This window comes from Phytoactinopolyspora endophytica (assembly GCF_004138495.1).
Taxonomy (GTDB): Bacteria; Actinomycetota; Actinomycetes; order Jiangellales; family Jiangellaceae; genus Phytoactinopolyspora; species Phytoactinopolyspora endophytica.
On record NZ_ML142858.1, the window covers coordinates 202,115 to 216,496 of the forward strand.

A 14,382-nucleotide genomic window follows, 5' to 3' on the forward strand; every position below is an offset into this window, starting at 1 on the left:
TGTGAAGGTTGTCGCGGCAATGAACGACGGCGGTCGCGTCGATGAATGGGCGCGGGCACACTGTGGGCAGACAATGGGCAGACTGCGGACTCCTCAAGCATCGATGCCTGACGTCCGTCGCGAACGAACCGGTGGGCGGACCCAGGATCTACGGCGCCGGCGACCAGCAGATCGGCATCGTCGGCCGTCATCGGATTCCCGATCGCACCCATCGGATCGGCTCTTGGAACCGGACGCATCCTCGCCGCTAGCGTCGATCCGGCCTCGAAGAGACGAACGAAAGGATTTGCTGATGGCTGAGGGGAAACGCGTGCTGTTGATCCTGACGAGCAACGACGACCTGGGTGGCGTGCGCAAGACCGGATACTACGTTGGTGAGGCGGCGAACCCATGGGATGTGTTCACCAGCGCCGGCAGCCAGGTCGATGTCGCGTCCATCTCGGGCGGCATACCGCCCGAGGACGGCCGCGACGAGACGTCATCCACCCAGCGGCGCTTCCTCGCCGATCCACACATCGCGGCCCAGCTCGCCGACACTGCGAAGCTGGACGACATCGACGCCTCGACGTACGACGTCGTGTTCTTCGTCGGTGGGCACGGCACGATGTGGGATTTCCCGAACGCTCCGGCCGTCGACCGGATCGGCCGCGAAGTCTACGAAGGTGGCGGCGTGGTCGCCGCGGTGTGCCACGGCCCGGCCGCTCTCACCAACATCACGCTGAGCGAGGGCACACCACTGGTTGCGGGCAAGCGCGTTGCCGCGTTCACCAACGAGGAAGAGGCCGCGGTCGGTCTCACCGAGGTTGTCCCGTTCCTCCTCGCCGACGCGCTCACCGCCCGAGGCGCCACGCATGTGCCCGCCGCGGCCTTCACCGAGAACGTCGTGATCGACGACCGCGTGGTCACCGGGCAGAACCCGCAGTCCGCGGCCGGCGTCGCACGTGGCGTCCTGGAATCGCTCAGCCGAAGCTAGCGTCGCCGGCCGGCCCGGAGCCGGCTTCGACGGCCGCAGCGACCGCGTGGCGAAGCGCCGTGACCGCAGGATCGGTCACGGCGCCGCGCCGCGTGGCGAGGTAGAGCGTGTTGAGCGGCGGGACCTGCGGCTGGTCCAGCAACACGAGCGAGCCGGCTGCGAGACCGGGATCGGCCAGGTACCGAGGCAACACCGTCATCCCGACACCGTGCGCGGCCAGACGTGCTAGCACGCGCAGGTCCGGCGCCACAGCGGCGACAGACAGCCCCGTGGGACGGCGGTTGAAGATGCTGCGCCAGTACCGCCGCACGATCGGCAGGTCGTCGGCGTATGTGAGAACGGGAACCGCGTCGATGTCGCCCGCCGCCTGCTCCCGCCATCGTGGATGGGCGACCAGGACGAACTCCTCGTCGTAGACCGGCTCGAACGCAACGCCACGCCGCCGGGGCTGCACCGAGGAGACGACCACATCCACCGCGCCGTCGAGCAGCCGATCGAGCAGATCCTCGGCCAGGCCGAAGCACACCACCAACCGGCCGGCTCCGTATCCCGTCAGCCGGGGAAGCACCATCTCGGACAGGAACTCCGCCGGCCCCGACAGAAACACCGCACGGTCAGGCTCGACGCCGACGGCCTCCGCCTCACGCGCCACCCGCAGAAGCGACTCCAGCGGCCCCGCGACCCGGGAGACGAACTCCACCGCACGCTCCGTCGGACGCATACCCCGGGCAGTACGTTCGAACAGCCGGTACCCGAGCCTCTCCTCAGCGGCAGCGATCTGTCCGGACACGGACGGTTGCGCCATCCCCAGCTCTGCCGCCGCACCGGTCACCGTTCCCGCGCCGTAGACCGTCACGATCACCCGCAGCGTGTCCAGCGACAGACCCGTCCCCCTCATCGCCCGACAGCCAACGAGTTGACACGACGCCGGTCACCACCACCCATGCCGTTCATGCTAAATAACCCCAGCCCTGGTGGGAACTCCTAGGCGAACCGGGCACCCAGTCCTCCATCGATCGGCCAGTCTGCACCGGTGACGTAGCCCGCTGCGGGGGAGGCAAGGAAGCACACCACCTCGGCTACCTCGCGCGGGTCACCCAGACGCCCGAGCGGCTGCACGTCGAGGGCTCTGGCTTCGGCGTCGGGGTCGGGATGTTGCGCGAAGTATTCGTCGACCAGAGCTGTCCGGATGTAGCCCGGGCTGACCGAGTTCACTCGCACGCCTGCGTGGCCGACGTCGAGCGCGAGACTGCGGGTGAACCCGACCAGGCCTGACTTTGCGGCAGCGTAGGGGAACATGCCTGGAATGGTGAGCGTCGCGTGCAGAGAGGCGATGTTGACGATCGATCCGCGGCCGGCGGAGGTCATGGCGGGTAGGACCTGCTTGGCGCAGATCCATGCCGCTTTGAGATCGACGGCGAAGACCGTGTCCCACTCGTGCTCGGTCATGGTGATGGGATCGGCGTATACGTTTCGACCGGCGTTGTTGACGAGGACAGTGACGGGGCCGAGGTCGTGTTCGACGTCTCGGACGGCGCCCGCAACAGCGGATTCGTCGGTGACATCGACGTGCCGGAACCAGAGCTGGGTGCCCGGCGCGCGGTCTGCTGAGGTAGCCATGGCGGCCGGCAGGCGGCTCCCGGCCTCGTCGTCGGTATCGAGCGCGATGACATGAGCCCCCTCGCGCAGGGAGACCTCGACGATCGCGCGGCCGATGCCCCGGGCGCCGCCCGTGACGAGGACGATCTCGTTGTCGAGCCGGCCCGGGCATCGGCCGTTCTCGCTTGGCCTCATCGCGTGACCTCTGGTAGAAACTCGGCGAACTCGGTGCAGAATTTCCCGACCATCTCACGTTCCGATCGGTCGAGCAGCCGCGCTGGTTGACGACATGTCTCAGTGTCGACCAGCCCACGCCGCTGGGCGATGAGTTTCTCGGCAGCGACGATCAGGCCGACATCCTGCATCCAGTACGAAAGGTAAGGAAGCATGCGGGTGTGCAGGTCTCGTGCGGCGTCATGCTCCCCGAGCCGCCGACGTTCCCAGACGGCCAGGTAGAGCTCCGTGAACGAACAGCCGGGCTGGACACCGACGGCGCCTCGTGCCAACGCGTCGAGCATCTGCACGCCGGCATGCCCGACCAGAGAGGGCAGCGCGGGCTCGGCGGCCAGGAGAGCGGCTACTGTCGGGCCAGGCGGCTGGGACTCCACCTTGATCGCGACCAGGTTGTCATGTCGGCTGGCCAGGGCCGACATGGTGGCGACGTCCAGCGCCGTTCCCGCTTGTGCCGGTGCGTACTGGATGATGACGGGCACCGGTGCGGCTGCCGCGAGAACTGCTTCGAGGTGCGCGACGACGGCAGCCCCCGAGGGTCCGAGCCGGTGCGGCGGCAGCACATTCAGTGCCTGGGCGCCGGCCTCCACCAGACACGAGGCCCAACGTGTCGCGTGCAACGTCGCGTGATCGGGGATCGAGGCTATGACGGTGACGTTGTCACGTGTGGCCTCGGCCCGTTCGAGGAGTAGCCGGATCAAGACGGCACGCTCGTCGTCGGAGAGTGTCAGCACCTCGGAGGCGAAGCCGGGGAACATCACCGAGCGCACGCCCAGGGACACGAGGTGGTCGACGACTCGGACGAAGCTTGCTTCGTCGAGAGCGCCGTCGGCGGTGAACGGAGTGAGCAGGACCGGGCTGATGCCGCCGGGCGGCACACGCCGAGAGCTCGTCCGCGCCGCCATCAGAACGGAGCCCTGGGGACGTCGTGGCCGCGGGTACCGACGAGGAAATCCAGGTCGGCTCCCTGGTCTGCCTGGAGCACATGCTCGACGTAGAGGTCGGTCCACCCGCCCACGTGTGCTGGTGGCGGCGGTGACCATTCGGCACGGCGACGTTCGAGCTCGTCGTCGTCGATCTCCACGTCCAGCCGTCGTGCGGGCACATCGAGGACCACAGTGTCGCCGTCGTGGATCAGCGCCAGCGGCCCTCCGGCGGCGGCTTCCGGCGCGACGTGAAGCACGACAGTGCCGAACGAGGTGCCGCTCATACGCGCGTCGGAGATGCGGACCATGTCGGTGACTCCTGCCTTTAGCAGTCGCAACGGAATGGGAAGGTTGCCGATCTCCGGCATGCCCGGATAGCCGCGAGGGCCGCAGTTGCGGACGATCAGCACGGAGTCGGCATCCACATCGAGGTCCGGGTCCTCGGCGGCCCGCAGATAGGCATCGACGTCGTCGAACACCACGGCACGTCCACGATGTGTGAGTAGCGCAGGATCGGCAGCGGACTGTTTGATGACCGCCCCCTGAGGGCAGAGGTTGCCGTGAAGCACCGCGGTACCGGTGTCCGCAGGCATGACGGGATCGTCGAGACTACGGATGATCTCGCGGCGGTGTGTCTGCCCCAGCTGTGCGAGCGCTCCAAGCGTTCGGCCGTCGACGCTGATCGGTTCGGTGTGCAGCAGCGGAAGGAGCTCGTGCAACAGAGCGGGGACGCCGCCGGCCTCCTCGAACTCGGCCATCAGGTACGTGCCGCTCGGCTTGAGGTCGACCAGCAACGGGACATCGCGGGCGAGCCGGTCGAGGTCACTCAGGCTGAAGCCGACGTCGACCCGTCCGGCAAGGGCGAGCAGGTGGAGCGCCGCGTTCGTCGAACCACCGATGGCTGCGTTCACGCGCGCAGCGTTCTCGAAGGCATCTCGGGTCAGGACCTCCGATATGCGGGGGGCACCGGCCCGCGCCATCTGGACGGCCAGTTGGCCCGAACGCTCGGCTATCCGGCGCCGGCTGCTGCCGACAGCCTGATACGCCGCGCCCCCGGGCAGCTGGAGTCCTAGGGCTTCGGTCAGGCACGCCATGGTTGAAGCGGTACCCATGGTCATGCAGTGCCCGGGACTGCGGTGAATTCCGGCTTCGGCCTCGTCGAAGGCAGCGCTGGTCATCCGCCCGGCACGGACTTCTTCACTGAAGTGCCATAAGTCCGTGCCGCTGCCGATGGGGCAGCCACGAAAGGAACCGGAGACCATCGGTCCTCCGGTGACCACAACGGTAGGGAGGTCGACGCTCGCCGCTCCCATGAGCTGTGCCGGGGTGGTCTTGTCGCACCCTCCGAGCAGCACGACGGCGTCGATCGGATTCGCGCGCAAAGTCTCCTCGACGTCCATACTCATCAGGTTGCGGTACAGCATGGTGCTGGGCCGCATGAGCGGTTCTCCGAGTGACATCGTGGGGAACTCCATGGGCAGCCCGCCCGCGGCGAGGACGCCGCGCCGCACTGCCTCGGCGATATCCCTCAGATGCGCGTTGCACGGCGTCAGGTCGGACCAGCTGTTGGCGATACCGACCACCGGCCGGCCGTCGAACGCCTCGCTCGACAGGCCGGTCGCCCGCAGGTGAGATCGAGCGATGAAGCCGTTCTTGCCGCGGTCGGCGAACCATGCCTGGCTGCGCAAGGGGGCGACCGGGTGCGGGTGAGAATGGTGCTGGGGAGGACTCTGGGCGTTCGGGAACGTCATCGTCGGCTGCCTATCGCGGTTGGGAGGGGCGTGGGGCATCGCGGAACAAGCTGGTGTCCAGCGGCACCTGGGCGGGATCGAACGGTTCGGTCCGCGCCGGCACGAGGAGACGGCGGACGGTGTCCAAACCCCAGTCATCGAGCCGGTCGAGACCGTCGCTGCTGATCCGCACGGCGCCGTAGCGGTCTACTACGTCGGCCCAGCGTTCCCGGTGCTCAATCTCCGGACGAGCGACTAGGCAGTCAGGATCGTTGATCCAGAATCGTCCCTGCGTAAAGGCGCGTCCCACCGTTGAGACGACGGCGGCCTGTGTCGCGGGCGCGGACATCTCTCCGCCCGGAGCGGACCAGTGCGGGGCGACGTCGGTGCCCACCCGCATCGTGTCGACCAGGCCGACGGATGGGAACATGGGTGCCCCGCATCCTTGGAGCAGGGCATCGCCGATGCAGGAGCGGATGAGGGCCAGCGCATCGCGGTAGGCGGTGATCCCGTCGACGTCATCGTGCCTGATGCCTTCGATCGCGCCGGCATACATGAAGTCGACCATGAAGTACGAGGCGCCGTATTCGGCGTAGGTGGTGAACACCCGGCGCAGATAGTCCGCCGCTCCGGGATGGGTGGAATCGAGGACGTAACAGTCCTGATCCCAGTTGTGCTGAGCCACGATCGGCTCACCGGTCGCGGTGTCTCGCACCAGCCATTCGGGATGCTCGGCGAACGTCTGGCTGTGTTCCCCGATCAGGAGCGGAGCTGACCAGATGCCGGCCCGGCGTCCCCTGTCGAGCACCCTGCCGACCATCCCATCGAGCGAAGCAAAGCCTTCCGACGGCGTCAGCCAGTCACCGACGCCGGCCTGGAACGCGTCGTCGAGGCGGACGACGCCGACCGGAAGATCGAGCGTGTCCATGCGGTCCAGGTTCCGGATCAGATCGTCCTCAGCGAACTCCGTAAAATATTGGTACCAGCTGGCCCACATAGGCGGGACCTCCCGGAGGACCGGCGTTCCCACCGTGGCCGTGTACCGGTCCGCAAACCGGGCGAGCGCGCCGTACAGCCCGTCTGGACCGTCGTCGACGATGTGGTCCAACGGGCCGTCGGCCGTGACCTCGACCGTGTCGCGACGGTACGTGGCGCGGATGGTCGGCACCTCGGTGCGTGCGTCGCGTAGAGCGAAGACGTGCACCGATTCACCTGGCCCCGGCTCAATGGCAAGCAAGCCTTCGCCTTGGAACGCGGAGGACGGAGCGGTCTTCTCCCGACGGTAGTACGACGTTTGCAGCTCGGGACGGGTCGGCCGGAAGCCTGCTCTGGCCGACACGGCGTGGGCAGCGCTGGGCGACCACGACTGCCAGCCGAATTCGTAGACGACGGCGTGATCCGGGTCGACGCTCACCTCGGCGACCGGGGCGAATGCGGCCGGGGCCGCACCGTCCGGGGTGCTGGCGTGGGTGTCTGGCACGGGTTCTCCTCGTTGCGTTGAGTTCGGGCTAGTTCGACGACGCCGCGGCTCACGAGAACGCGTGCCGGGGCCGCCAGGTGCGGTCGAGTTGCATGCGGTACCGGATGAGCTCCTGCATAAGCTGGTTGACGAGCGGTGCGTTGGCTCCGCCGGCCGCAAGGTTGACGTACTCGTGGGGATCCTCGGCCAGGTCGTACAGCTCTATCTCGTCGCGTTCCTCGGCGTGGATGGAGTGGACGCTGAGCCGGTAGCGGTCGGTGATCCACGAGTTGACATACAGGCCCTGTTCGACCCGATGGTCGATCAGCACACCGGGCCGGCTCGTGGTGGTCTCGCCTGTCCAGCACGGGAGCTGGTCGATGCCTTGCATCCTCGGATCGACCTCCAGGCCCGCCGCGGAGAGGAACGTCGTGGGTAGATCGACCAGGCTCTGCAGCGCGTGACTCGTGTGCCCCGCAGGTACGCGCCCGGGCCAGCGGACGATGCAGGGAACGCGCACGGCACCGTCGTAGTGGCTGGCACCTTTGGACCACAGCCAGTGATCTCCCATGTAGTCGCCGTGATCTGCCGTGTAGACGAGCAGAGTGTTCTCGGCGAGCCCAAGCTGGTCGAGTGAGTCGCAGATGCGGCCGAGGTGCTTGTCGAGGAGGCTCTGCATGCCGAGGTAGACCCGCCACATGTGTTCCTCGTCGTCGGTGAAGCCTGCTTCGCCCACGTTGTCGGCACTCTGACAGGCGATGCCGATCGCTGGATCGAGTTGCCAGCCCATGGTGTCGAGCCGGTTGTCGAGTGTTGCTTGATAAGCGGTGGGTTTGTCCTCCCATTCACCGGAGCGGCGCGAGGGCGCTGGGAGGTCGACGTCGTCATGCAGTTCGTGCCACGGCGCCGGGGCACGGAACGGCCGATGAGGGTCGGCAAAATTGACGGCCAGGTAGAACGGCTGTTCGGCGTGGTTTGCCGCATGATCTTCGAGGTAGGAAATCGCTTCGTTCGCCGCCCATGTGCTGCTGTGAAATTTCTCCGGCAGTTCCCATTCGCCGACCCGTGCCGAGGGTTCCTTGTCCGGCTCGGTGCTGCTCATCGCGTGCGGCAGGAAGTACGGAGAATCCGGCGGAATGCCGTTGTCGTGTAGCCACAAGCCGTAATGCAGGCCGTAGGCGTGCGGTTCGTCGACGTGGCCGTTCGAGATGCGGGCGTGCTCGAAGCCGTACCAAGGCCCGGACCATTCGCGGTAGAAGTCCCAGTCGCGAGACTTCGGCAACGCTTCGATACTGCCCGGGCGCAGCACGCTTCGGAGGTGGCTCTTGCCGATCAGAGCGGTGCGGTAGTTGGCCTGCTCCGCGAGAAGTCGCGGCAGCGACAGGACGTCATTGGGAACATCGGTGCCGATACTCCAAGCGCCATGGCGACTCGGATACTGCCCGCTCAGCAACGTGGCACGGGTAGGCGTGCATATCGGGGTGGCGGTGTAAGCGCGTCGGAACGCGGTGCCTTCGTTGCACAAGCGATCCAGCACTGGTGTCCGCACGGGGATCTGCCCGAAGGCGCCGATCATGTCCGCACGCTGCTGATCGGCGACAACAAGCACGATGTTTGGTGGGTTGGCCACAGGTTCTCCTCACTCCTTGTGATGTTGCCGATCAGGTCTCTAGGCGCAGCCGTGACAACACCGGGTGACGTAGCCATTGCAGGTTAGCAGCTTGGCTGCTAGGTTGCTATGACTATCGACCAGCGAGATCAACAACTGTGGCGGATGAACCCGTTCTCATTGACGAGGAAGAAGGGATCAGGATGGCTGGACAACGAGGAAACGCTGCGATGCTGACGCGGCGGCAAATGCTTGGTGCGACGGCGGGCGCGGCGGGACTGCTCGCGCTTCCCAGTTGCGGAAGCGACGACGGCGGTGGCGGCGGTTCCGGTGATGGCTCCCTCACGTTCCAGACGTTCGGGACGCCTGCTGAGGAGAAAGCCGTGAGTGAGGCGATCGACCGGTACACCGAACAGAATCCCGACGTCACGATCCAGCTTGATCTCGTGCCGTTCCCCCAGCACTACCAGTCGTTGGACACGCGGCTGGCGGCTGGCAAGGGACCCGACATTGTGCGCATTCAGTACCAGCAGCTTGGCCACTACAGCCAGCAAGGTGCCTTGATCGACCTATCGCCCTATCTTTCGCAGAACCACCAAGACGAGTACCTACCGAACTTCTGGGAGGCAGTCACGCACGAGGGAGCGCCATACGCCCTTCCCGGTGACACCGGCAGCCACGCGATCTTCTACAACACGGAGCTATTCGAGAGCCTCGGCATCGTGGTGCCGGACGTGATGGACGAAGCATGGTCGTGGGACGATCTCATCGCCGCGGCGCAAACGCTCGTGAACTCCGGAGAGGTCAGCCACGCGTTCGCCATGTCGTGGCAACCCGCCGACAACGCGTATCGCTGGACCGCCTATCTCTATCAACATGGCGGGCGTCTGCTCAGTGATGACCTGGCTGGCTCAGCGGTCAACAGCCAAGAGGCGATCGAGGCGATCGCCTTCACTCAGTCCTGGTTCGATAACGGGCTCGTGCCACCGAACACGTCGATCAAGAGCGGAACCGAGATCCAGACTCTTTTCGCCAATGGCGATATCGGCATGATGATCAACGGCGACTTCCAGATGTCATTTCTGCAGGAGAACATGGCCAGCGAGTGGGGAGTTGCCCATCTGGTGCAAGACATCGACCAAGTCAACATCCTCGGCGGCAACGGGATGGGTGTCACGAAGGACTGCGCAGAGCCCGAGCTGGCCGCCGACTTCCTCCAGTTCCTCAACAACGACGAGAACCAGCTGAACAGAGTTCTGGGATCACAGCTGTTGCCCACGCGCACGGAGCTTTCCGGCCGTTCCGCGGATGAGCTGGGATACGAGTACCGCCCGGAGGTCAAGGACCTGTTCCTCGAGCAGCTTCCGCTTGTCTCCTCCACTGCGGTGGCGGAAACAACGTCACCGCAGTTCGGCGAGATCAATGTGGTGCTCGGAGACGAGCTAGAGGCCGCGTTCAGGTCGGGACAGCCCGCCGATGAGACCGCAGAGCGTCTCGACGGCCTGATCACCGACGTGCTCGCGTAACGGCGCTAACGGAGCTGATCGCTGACCGTCCGTTCGGCCAAGGCACGTCATGCGCCGGTCGGCAACGCCTGCGAAGAGAGGAGCCAGGCACCAGCCATGATGACAGACACAACGAACGTCAAGACACCAGAACGTGCGGTCCGTGTGCGCGCGTCAGGCGGCGCCAAACGACGGCGAAACATTGCGCCTTACATCTTCATCGCCCCTAATCTGATCGTCTTCACGGCGTTCATCTTCATTCCGATTCTCGGCTCCTTCTACGTCAGCCTCAACGAGTGGAGCGTGATCGGGGCACGGACGTTCGTTGGGCTCGACAACTACAAGTCGCTGTTGACCGACGACATCTTCTGGGAGGCCTCCCGCAACACGGGCATCTATGCGCTGGGGACGGTTCCCACCACGATGGGGTTCGGCCTCCTCGTCGCGCTTGGGCTCAACCGGGCGATGCCCGGACGGACGTTGTTGCGAGCGATCTATTTCGTGCCCGTCAGCATCTCGCTCGTCGCGGTCGGCCTGATTTCGCTGTGGATCCTCAGCGACGATTACGGCGCTGTCAACAACCTCTTGCAAAGCCTCGGGTTGCCGACCGTGCAGTGGTTGTCATCGACCACCTGGGCGATGCCGTCCCTGATAGCGGTGACCATTTGGATCCGGCTGGGCTTCAACATGGTCATTTACCTTGCAGCGCTACAGGGCATCCCGGATGAGCTGGCTCAAGCAGCAAAGGTCGACGGTGCATCCGGATGGCAGCTGTTCCGATACGTCACGTGGCCAATGCTCGCGCCGACATCGTTCCTGCTCGTGGTGCTGAATGTCATTTTCTCCCTCCACGTGTTCGACCTGATCTTTGTCATGACCGACGGCGGCCCGGGATTCTCCACCACGGTGCTTGTGCAGTACATCTATCGAGAAGCCTTCCAGTCGGGAGATATGGGAAGCGCCAGTGCTGTCGGCGTGGTGCTCTACGTCGTTCTCATGGCTTTCACGCTGTTCTACTGGCGGATCTCGAAGCAATCACAGAAGGCAAGTTGAGGAGCGCACATGACTCTGGCACGAGGAGATGTTGCGAACGCGGCGTCCGCGCGGCAACGCAAAGTCACTCGCTCCCGCATTCCGCGTGGCAAGAATCTGATCATCTGGATAGCGTTAGTCTGCGGCGCCGCCGTCATGGTGTTCCCGCTATACTGGATGTTCGCGACCGCTGTGGGCCCAAGCTCGGAGCTGTTCGACGGCGACTTCAACCTCTTTCCCTCATCGATCGTCTGGTCGAACTTCGGCGATGCGTGGGGGCTGCTTCCGTGGGGCACGTACTACGTGAACTCAATGATCATCGCCGTCGTTGGAGTCATCTTCACAGTATTCGTCAACCTGCTTTCGGGCTACGCATTCGCGAAGTTCAGGTTCTTCGGTCGCGACGTGATATTCATCCTCATGATCAGCACTCTCATGGTGCCAATCCAGGTCATTCAGGTTCCGGCATTCATGGTGGTGTCGGAGCTGGGCATGGTGAACAGCATTTGGGGGGTAATACTGCCGCGCGGCGCGGAAGCTTTCGGCATTTTCTTGGTGCGCCAATTTATGGTCTCTATACCAGATGAGCTTATGGCGAGCGCTCGCTTGGACGGAGCCGGAGAGTTCCGCATCTTCTGGTCGATCGTTCTGCCCCTTTGCAAGCCCGTCATCGGAGTCCTCGTCATCTTCACCTTCATGTGGCGGTGGAATGACTTCGCGTGGCCTTTGGTCGTGCTGCAGGAGCAGTCCTCGTTCACCGTTCCGCTGGGGCTGAACCTCGCCAAGGGGATGTACTACACGGACTGGACGGCTTTGATGAGCATGACGCTGCTGTCCATCATCCCCATGCTCATCGTGTTCGTGATCTTCCAGAGGGCGTTCGTCCAGGGCATCGCCAGCACAGGAATGAAATGATGGCGAGATGCCGAAACTGAGGGGACGGTGGTAAGCGATGCGCGTGGTCAGGACCACACTGGCCGAGCAGGTGGCGTCCGAACTGGTCGAGCGGATCGAACGCATGGCGTTGCGGCCGGGTGACCCGATCCCGCCCGAGTCCCAGCTTGCAGAGGATTTCGGAGTGAACAGGCTCGTCGTCCGGGAGGCCATCAGGATGTTGGCGGCGCGCGAGATCCTCGTCTCCAGCCAAGGGCGCCAAGCCCGTGTCAGTACACCGTCGGCTCGCGTCCTGGCTCAGATGCTCGACTTCCGGGTCCGGCAGGAGTCGCTCTCACTCGAGGATGTCATTCAAACACGACGCCTGGTCGAGTGCGAGGTCGCCCGCCTGGCTGCCCGACGCGTGCGCTCCGGTGAGGCCGGTGTGACCGAGACCGCGGCATTGCTCGAGGCGATGAGCGGCGCAGTGGATGATCGAGACAAGTTCGTCGACCTCGACGTCAAATTCCATGCGGCGATCAGCGAAGCAGCCGGAGCTGAGCTGTTGCGGCTCATACTGACGTCGTTCGAGACGATCCTGCTGCGGGCGCGACGATCGACCTACGACGCCCGAGCGGCCCGCGGCGAAGGACACGAGGTGACGCTGCGGGCCCATAGATCGATTCTGGCCGCGATCGAAGCGGGGGATGAGCAGGGCGCTGCGGCCGCCATGGAGGAGCACCTCCAGGAAACGAAGCGGGACATACCCCCGCAGTGAAATCGGCACCGACCGCTGGAGGAGCGACATTGCCCGATGCTGGCACGACACGACCGAACGTCATCGTCGTTTTCACGGATCAGCAACGCTGGGACAGCACAGGGGTCCACGGGAACACGCACGACCTTACTCCGAACTTCGACCGCATGGCCCGATCCGGGACACACGCGATGCAGGCCTTCACTCCGCAGCCGGTATGCGGGCCCGCACGAGCGGCGATCCAGACCGGGCAGTACCCGACGGCGACCGGTTGCTTTCGCAATGGCATTCCGCTGCCTCAAGGCTGCCGTACCCTCGCCGACTACTTCGGGGACGCCGGCTATGACACCGGCTACCTCGGCAAGTGGCACCTGGCCGATACGGAACCTGTACCGAGCGATCAGCGCGGAGGCTACCGATCCTGGCTAGGCGCGAACGTCATGGAGTTCACCTCTGACGCCTACCGTGTGCTGGCCTTCGACGAAGATGATGTCCCCGTCATGCTGCCCGGATACCGATCCGACGCGCTGTTCGACGCCGCGATTCGATTTGTGGCCGACCACGCGGTCCCTCCTGGCAGCGGGCAGCACCGGTCCCGCCCCTTCTATCTCTTCTGTTCGCTGGTCGAACCGCACCACCAGAACGAAACGGACTCCTACCCGGCGCCGGTGGGTTACGAGGAACGCTACCGGGATGCGTCACCCCCGCCCGACCTTGCGACGCTGGCAGGTGACGGCTCGACGGTGCACCGGCACATCGGCGGCTACTACGGCCAGATCCGGCGGGTCGACGAGGGGCTCGGGCGTCTGTTCGACGCATTGCGGAGCATGGATCTGCTCGACAATACGATCGTCGCCTTTACATCTGACCACGGGTGCCACTTCAAAACCCGCAACAGTGAGTACAAGCGCTCATGCCACGACGGCTCGACCCGGGTGCCGATGGCGCTGTCCGGCCCGGGATTCGACGGCGGGAACCAGATCGACCGCCCCGTCAGCACCATCGACCTACCTCCGACACTGCTGGCCGCTGCCGGACTGGACGTGCCCGCCGAGATGCACGGACGATCCATGCTGCCCTTGATCACCGATCCCGGTGGCAGCGCGGCGGCCGACTGGCCGGAGGAAGTCTTCATCCAGATCAGCGAGTCCCAGGTCGGCCGCGCGATCCGCACCTCACGGTGGAAGTATTGCGTGACGGCGCCTGATGTCGACCCGTGGGCGGCGGCGTCGAGCGACCACTACCTGGAGACCGAGCTCTACGACCTCCAACATGATCCATACGAGCTGGACAACCTCGTCGGCCTTCCGTCGCACCGAGAGATCGCCGACGAATTGCGCGGCCGCATGCTCCGGCGCATGGTCGTGGTGGGAGAGAAAGAACCAGTCATCGCGCAACCAGCGGCTACCGTACCGGCTGGACAACGCCGGGTGGACGCGAGCGTGCACTCAGCTACCTGGACCCCAGGCAGGTTCGGACACCAGCTGCACAACGACTAGGTCGCGGGCGCCGTACAGTCCACGAGGATAACGTGGCCGGAATGCCGCGGCCGCGTGGTCGCGCTCGGGTTGGCGGCGGCGACACCACCGAGGGGCACGCCTGCAACCGTTGCCGCGATACCGCCCAGGACCGAACGTCGAGACACCGTCATGTCAGCTCACCTTGTCCTTGCCTGTGTGGACTCATAT

The 14,382-nt window shown here is 65.1% G+C and carries 12 protein-coding genes; 6 read left to right on the forward strand and 6 right to left on the reverse strand.

Going from position 1 to position 14,382, the window contains the following annotated elements:
- Positions 1-292 precede the first annotated feature (292 nt).
- Entirely contained in the window at positions 293-973 is a 681-nt protein-coding gene (locus tag ELR45_RS19960; protein ID WP_129667921.1) for a type 1 glutamine amidotransferase domain-containing protein, read from the forward strand.
- Here the strand turns inward: ELR45_RS19960 and ELR45_RS19965 are convergent.
- The 6 genes from ELR45_RS19965 to ELR45_RS19990 form a co-directional block, all read right to left on the reverse strand.
- A complete protein-coding gene (locus ELR45_RS19965) occupies positions 960-1,871 on the reverse strand; it encodes a LysR family transcriptional regulator (protein WP_129667922.1) in 912 nt (303 codons plus the stop codon). The two genes, ELR45_RS19960 and ELR45_RS19965, sit on opposite strands and share 14 nt — an antisense overlap.
- An 86-nt stretch (positions 1,872-1,957) precedes the next feature.
- Positions 1,958-2,767 carry an SDR family oxidoreductase gene (locus ELR45_RS19970; RefSeq protein WP_129667923.1) on the reverse strand — a complete coding sequence of 270 codons (810 nt, stop codon included), beginning with the start codon at positions 2,765-2,767 and terminating at the stop codon, positions 1,958-1,960.
- On the reverse strand, positions 2,764-3,708 hold the full coding sequence (locus ELR45_RS19975; protein WP_129667924.1) for a dihydrodipicolinate synthase family protein: 945 nt from the start codon (positions 3,706-3,708) through the stop codon (positions 2,764-2,766). Before ELR45_RS19975 ends, ELR45_RS19970 begins: the two co-directional genes overlap by 4 nt.
- Complete coding sequence (locus ELR45_RS19980; RefSeq protein WP_129667925.1) at positions 3,708-5,480, reverse strand: dihydroxy-acid dehydratase; 1,773 nt, start codon at positions 5,478-5,480, stop codon at positions 3,708-3,710. Before ELR45_RS19980 ends, ELR45_RS19975 begins: the two co-directional genes overlap by 1 nt.
- 10 nt (positions 5,481-5,490) lie before the next feature.
- Entirely contained in the window at positions 5,491-6,939 is a 1,449-nt protein-coding gene (locus ELR45_RS19985) for a glycoside hydrolase family 36 protein (RefSeq protein WP_205856921.1), read from the reverse strand.
- A 49-nt stretch (positions 6,940-6,988) separates the two neighbouring features.
- Positions 6,989-8,548 carry a sulfatase family protein gene (locus ELR45_RS19990; RefSeq protein ID WP_129667926.1) on the reverse strand — a complete coding sequence of 520 codons (1,560 nt, stop codon included), beginning with the start codon at positions 8,546-8,548 and terminating at the stop codon, positions 6,989-6,991.
- A 362-nt stretch (positions 8,549-8,910) separates the two neighbouring features.
- Between ELR45_RS19990 and ELR45_RS19995 the strand changes: the two genes are divergently transcribed.
- The 5 genes from ELR45_RS19995 to ELR45_RS20015 all read left to right on the forward strand — a co-directional run bounded on the left by ELR45_RS19995 (position 8,911) and on the right by ELR45_RS20015 (position 14,193).
- Positions 8,911-10,053: an ABC transporter substrate-binding protein gene (locus ELR45_RS19995; RefSeq protein ID WP_165367946.1), complete on the forward strand. Its 1,143-nt coding sequence runs from the start codon at positions 8,911-8,913 to the stop codon at positions 10,051-10,053.
- 144 nt (positions 10,054-10,197) lie between these two features.
- Entirely contained in the window at positions 10,198-11,085 is an 888-nt protein-coding gene (locus ELR45_RS20000) for a carbohydrate ABC transporter permease (RefSeq protein ID WP_205856922.1), read from the forward strand.
- Positions 11,086-11,094: 9 nt separating this feature from the next.
- Positions 11,095-11,979, forward strand: a complete 885-nt coding sequence (locus ELR45_RS20005; protein WP_129667928.1) for a carbohydrate ABC transporter permease — start codon at positions 11,095-11,097, stop codon at positions 11,977-11,979.
- 37 nt (positions 11,980-12,016) lie between these two features.
- Positions 12,017-12,715, forward strand: a complete 699-nt coding sequence (locus ELR45_RS20010) for a FadR/GntR family transcriptional regulator (RefSeq protein ID WP_129667929.1) — start codon at positions 12,017-12,019, stop codon at positions 12,713-12,715.
- A 29-nt stretch (positions 12,716-12,744) separates the two neighbouring features.
- A complete protein-coding gene (locus ELR45_RS20015; protein WP_129667930.1) occupies positions 12,745-14,193 on the forward strand; it encodes a sulfatase family protein in 1,449 nt (482 codons plus the stop codon).
- The last annotated feature ends 189 nt before the right edge of the window (positions 14,194-14,382 follow it).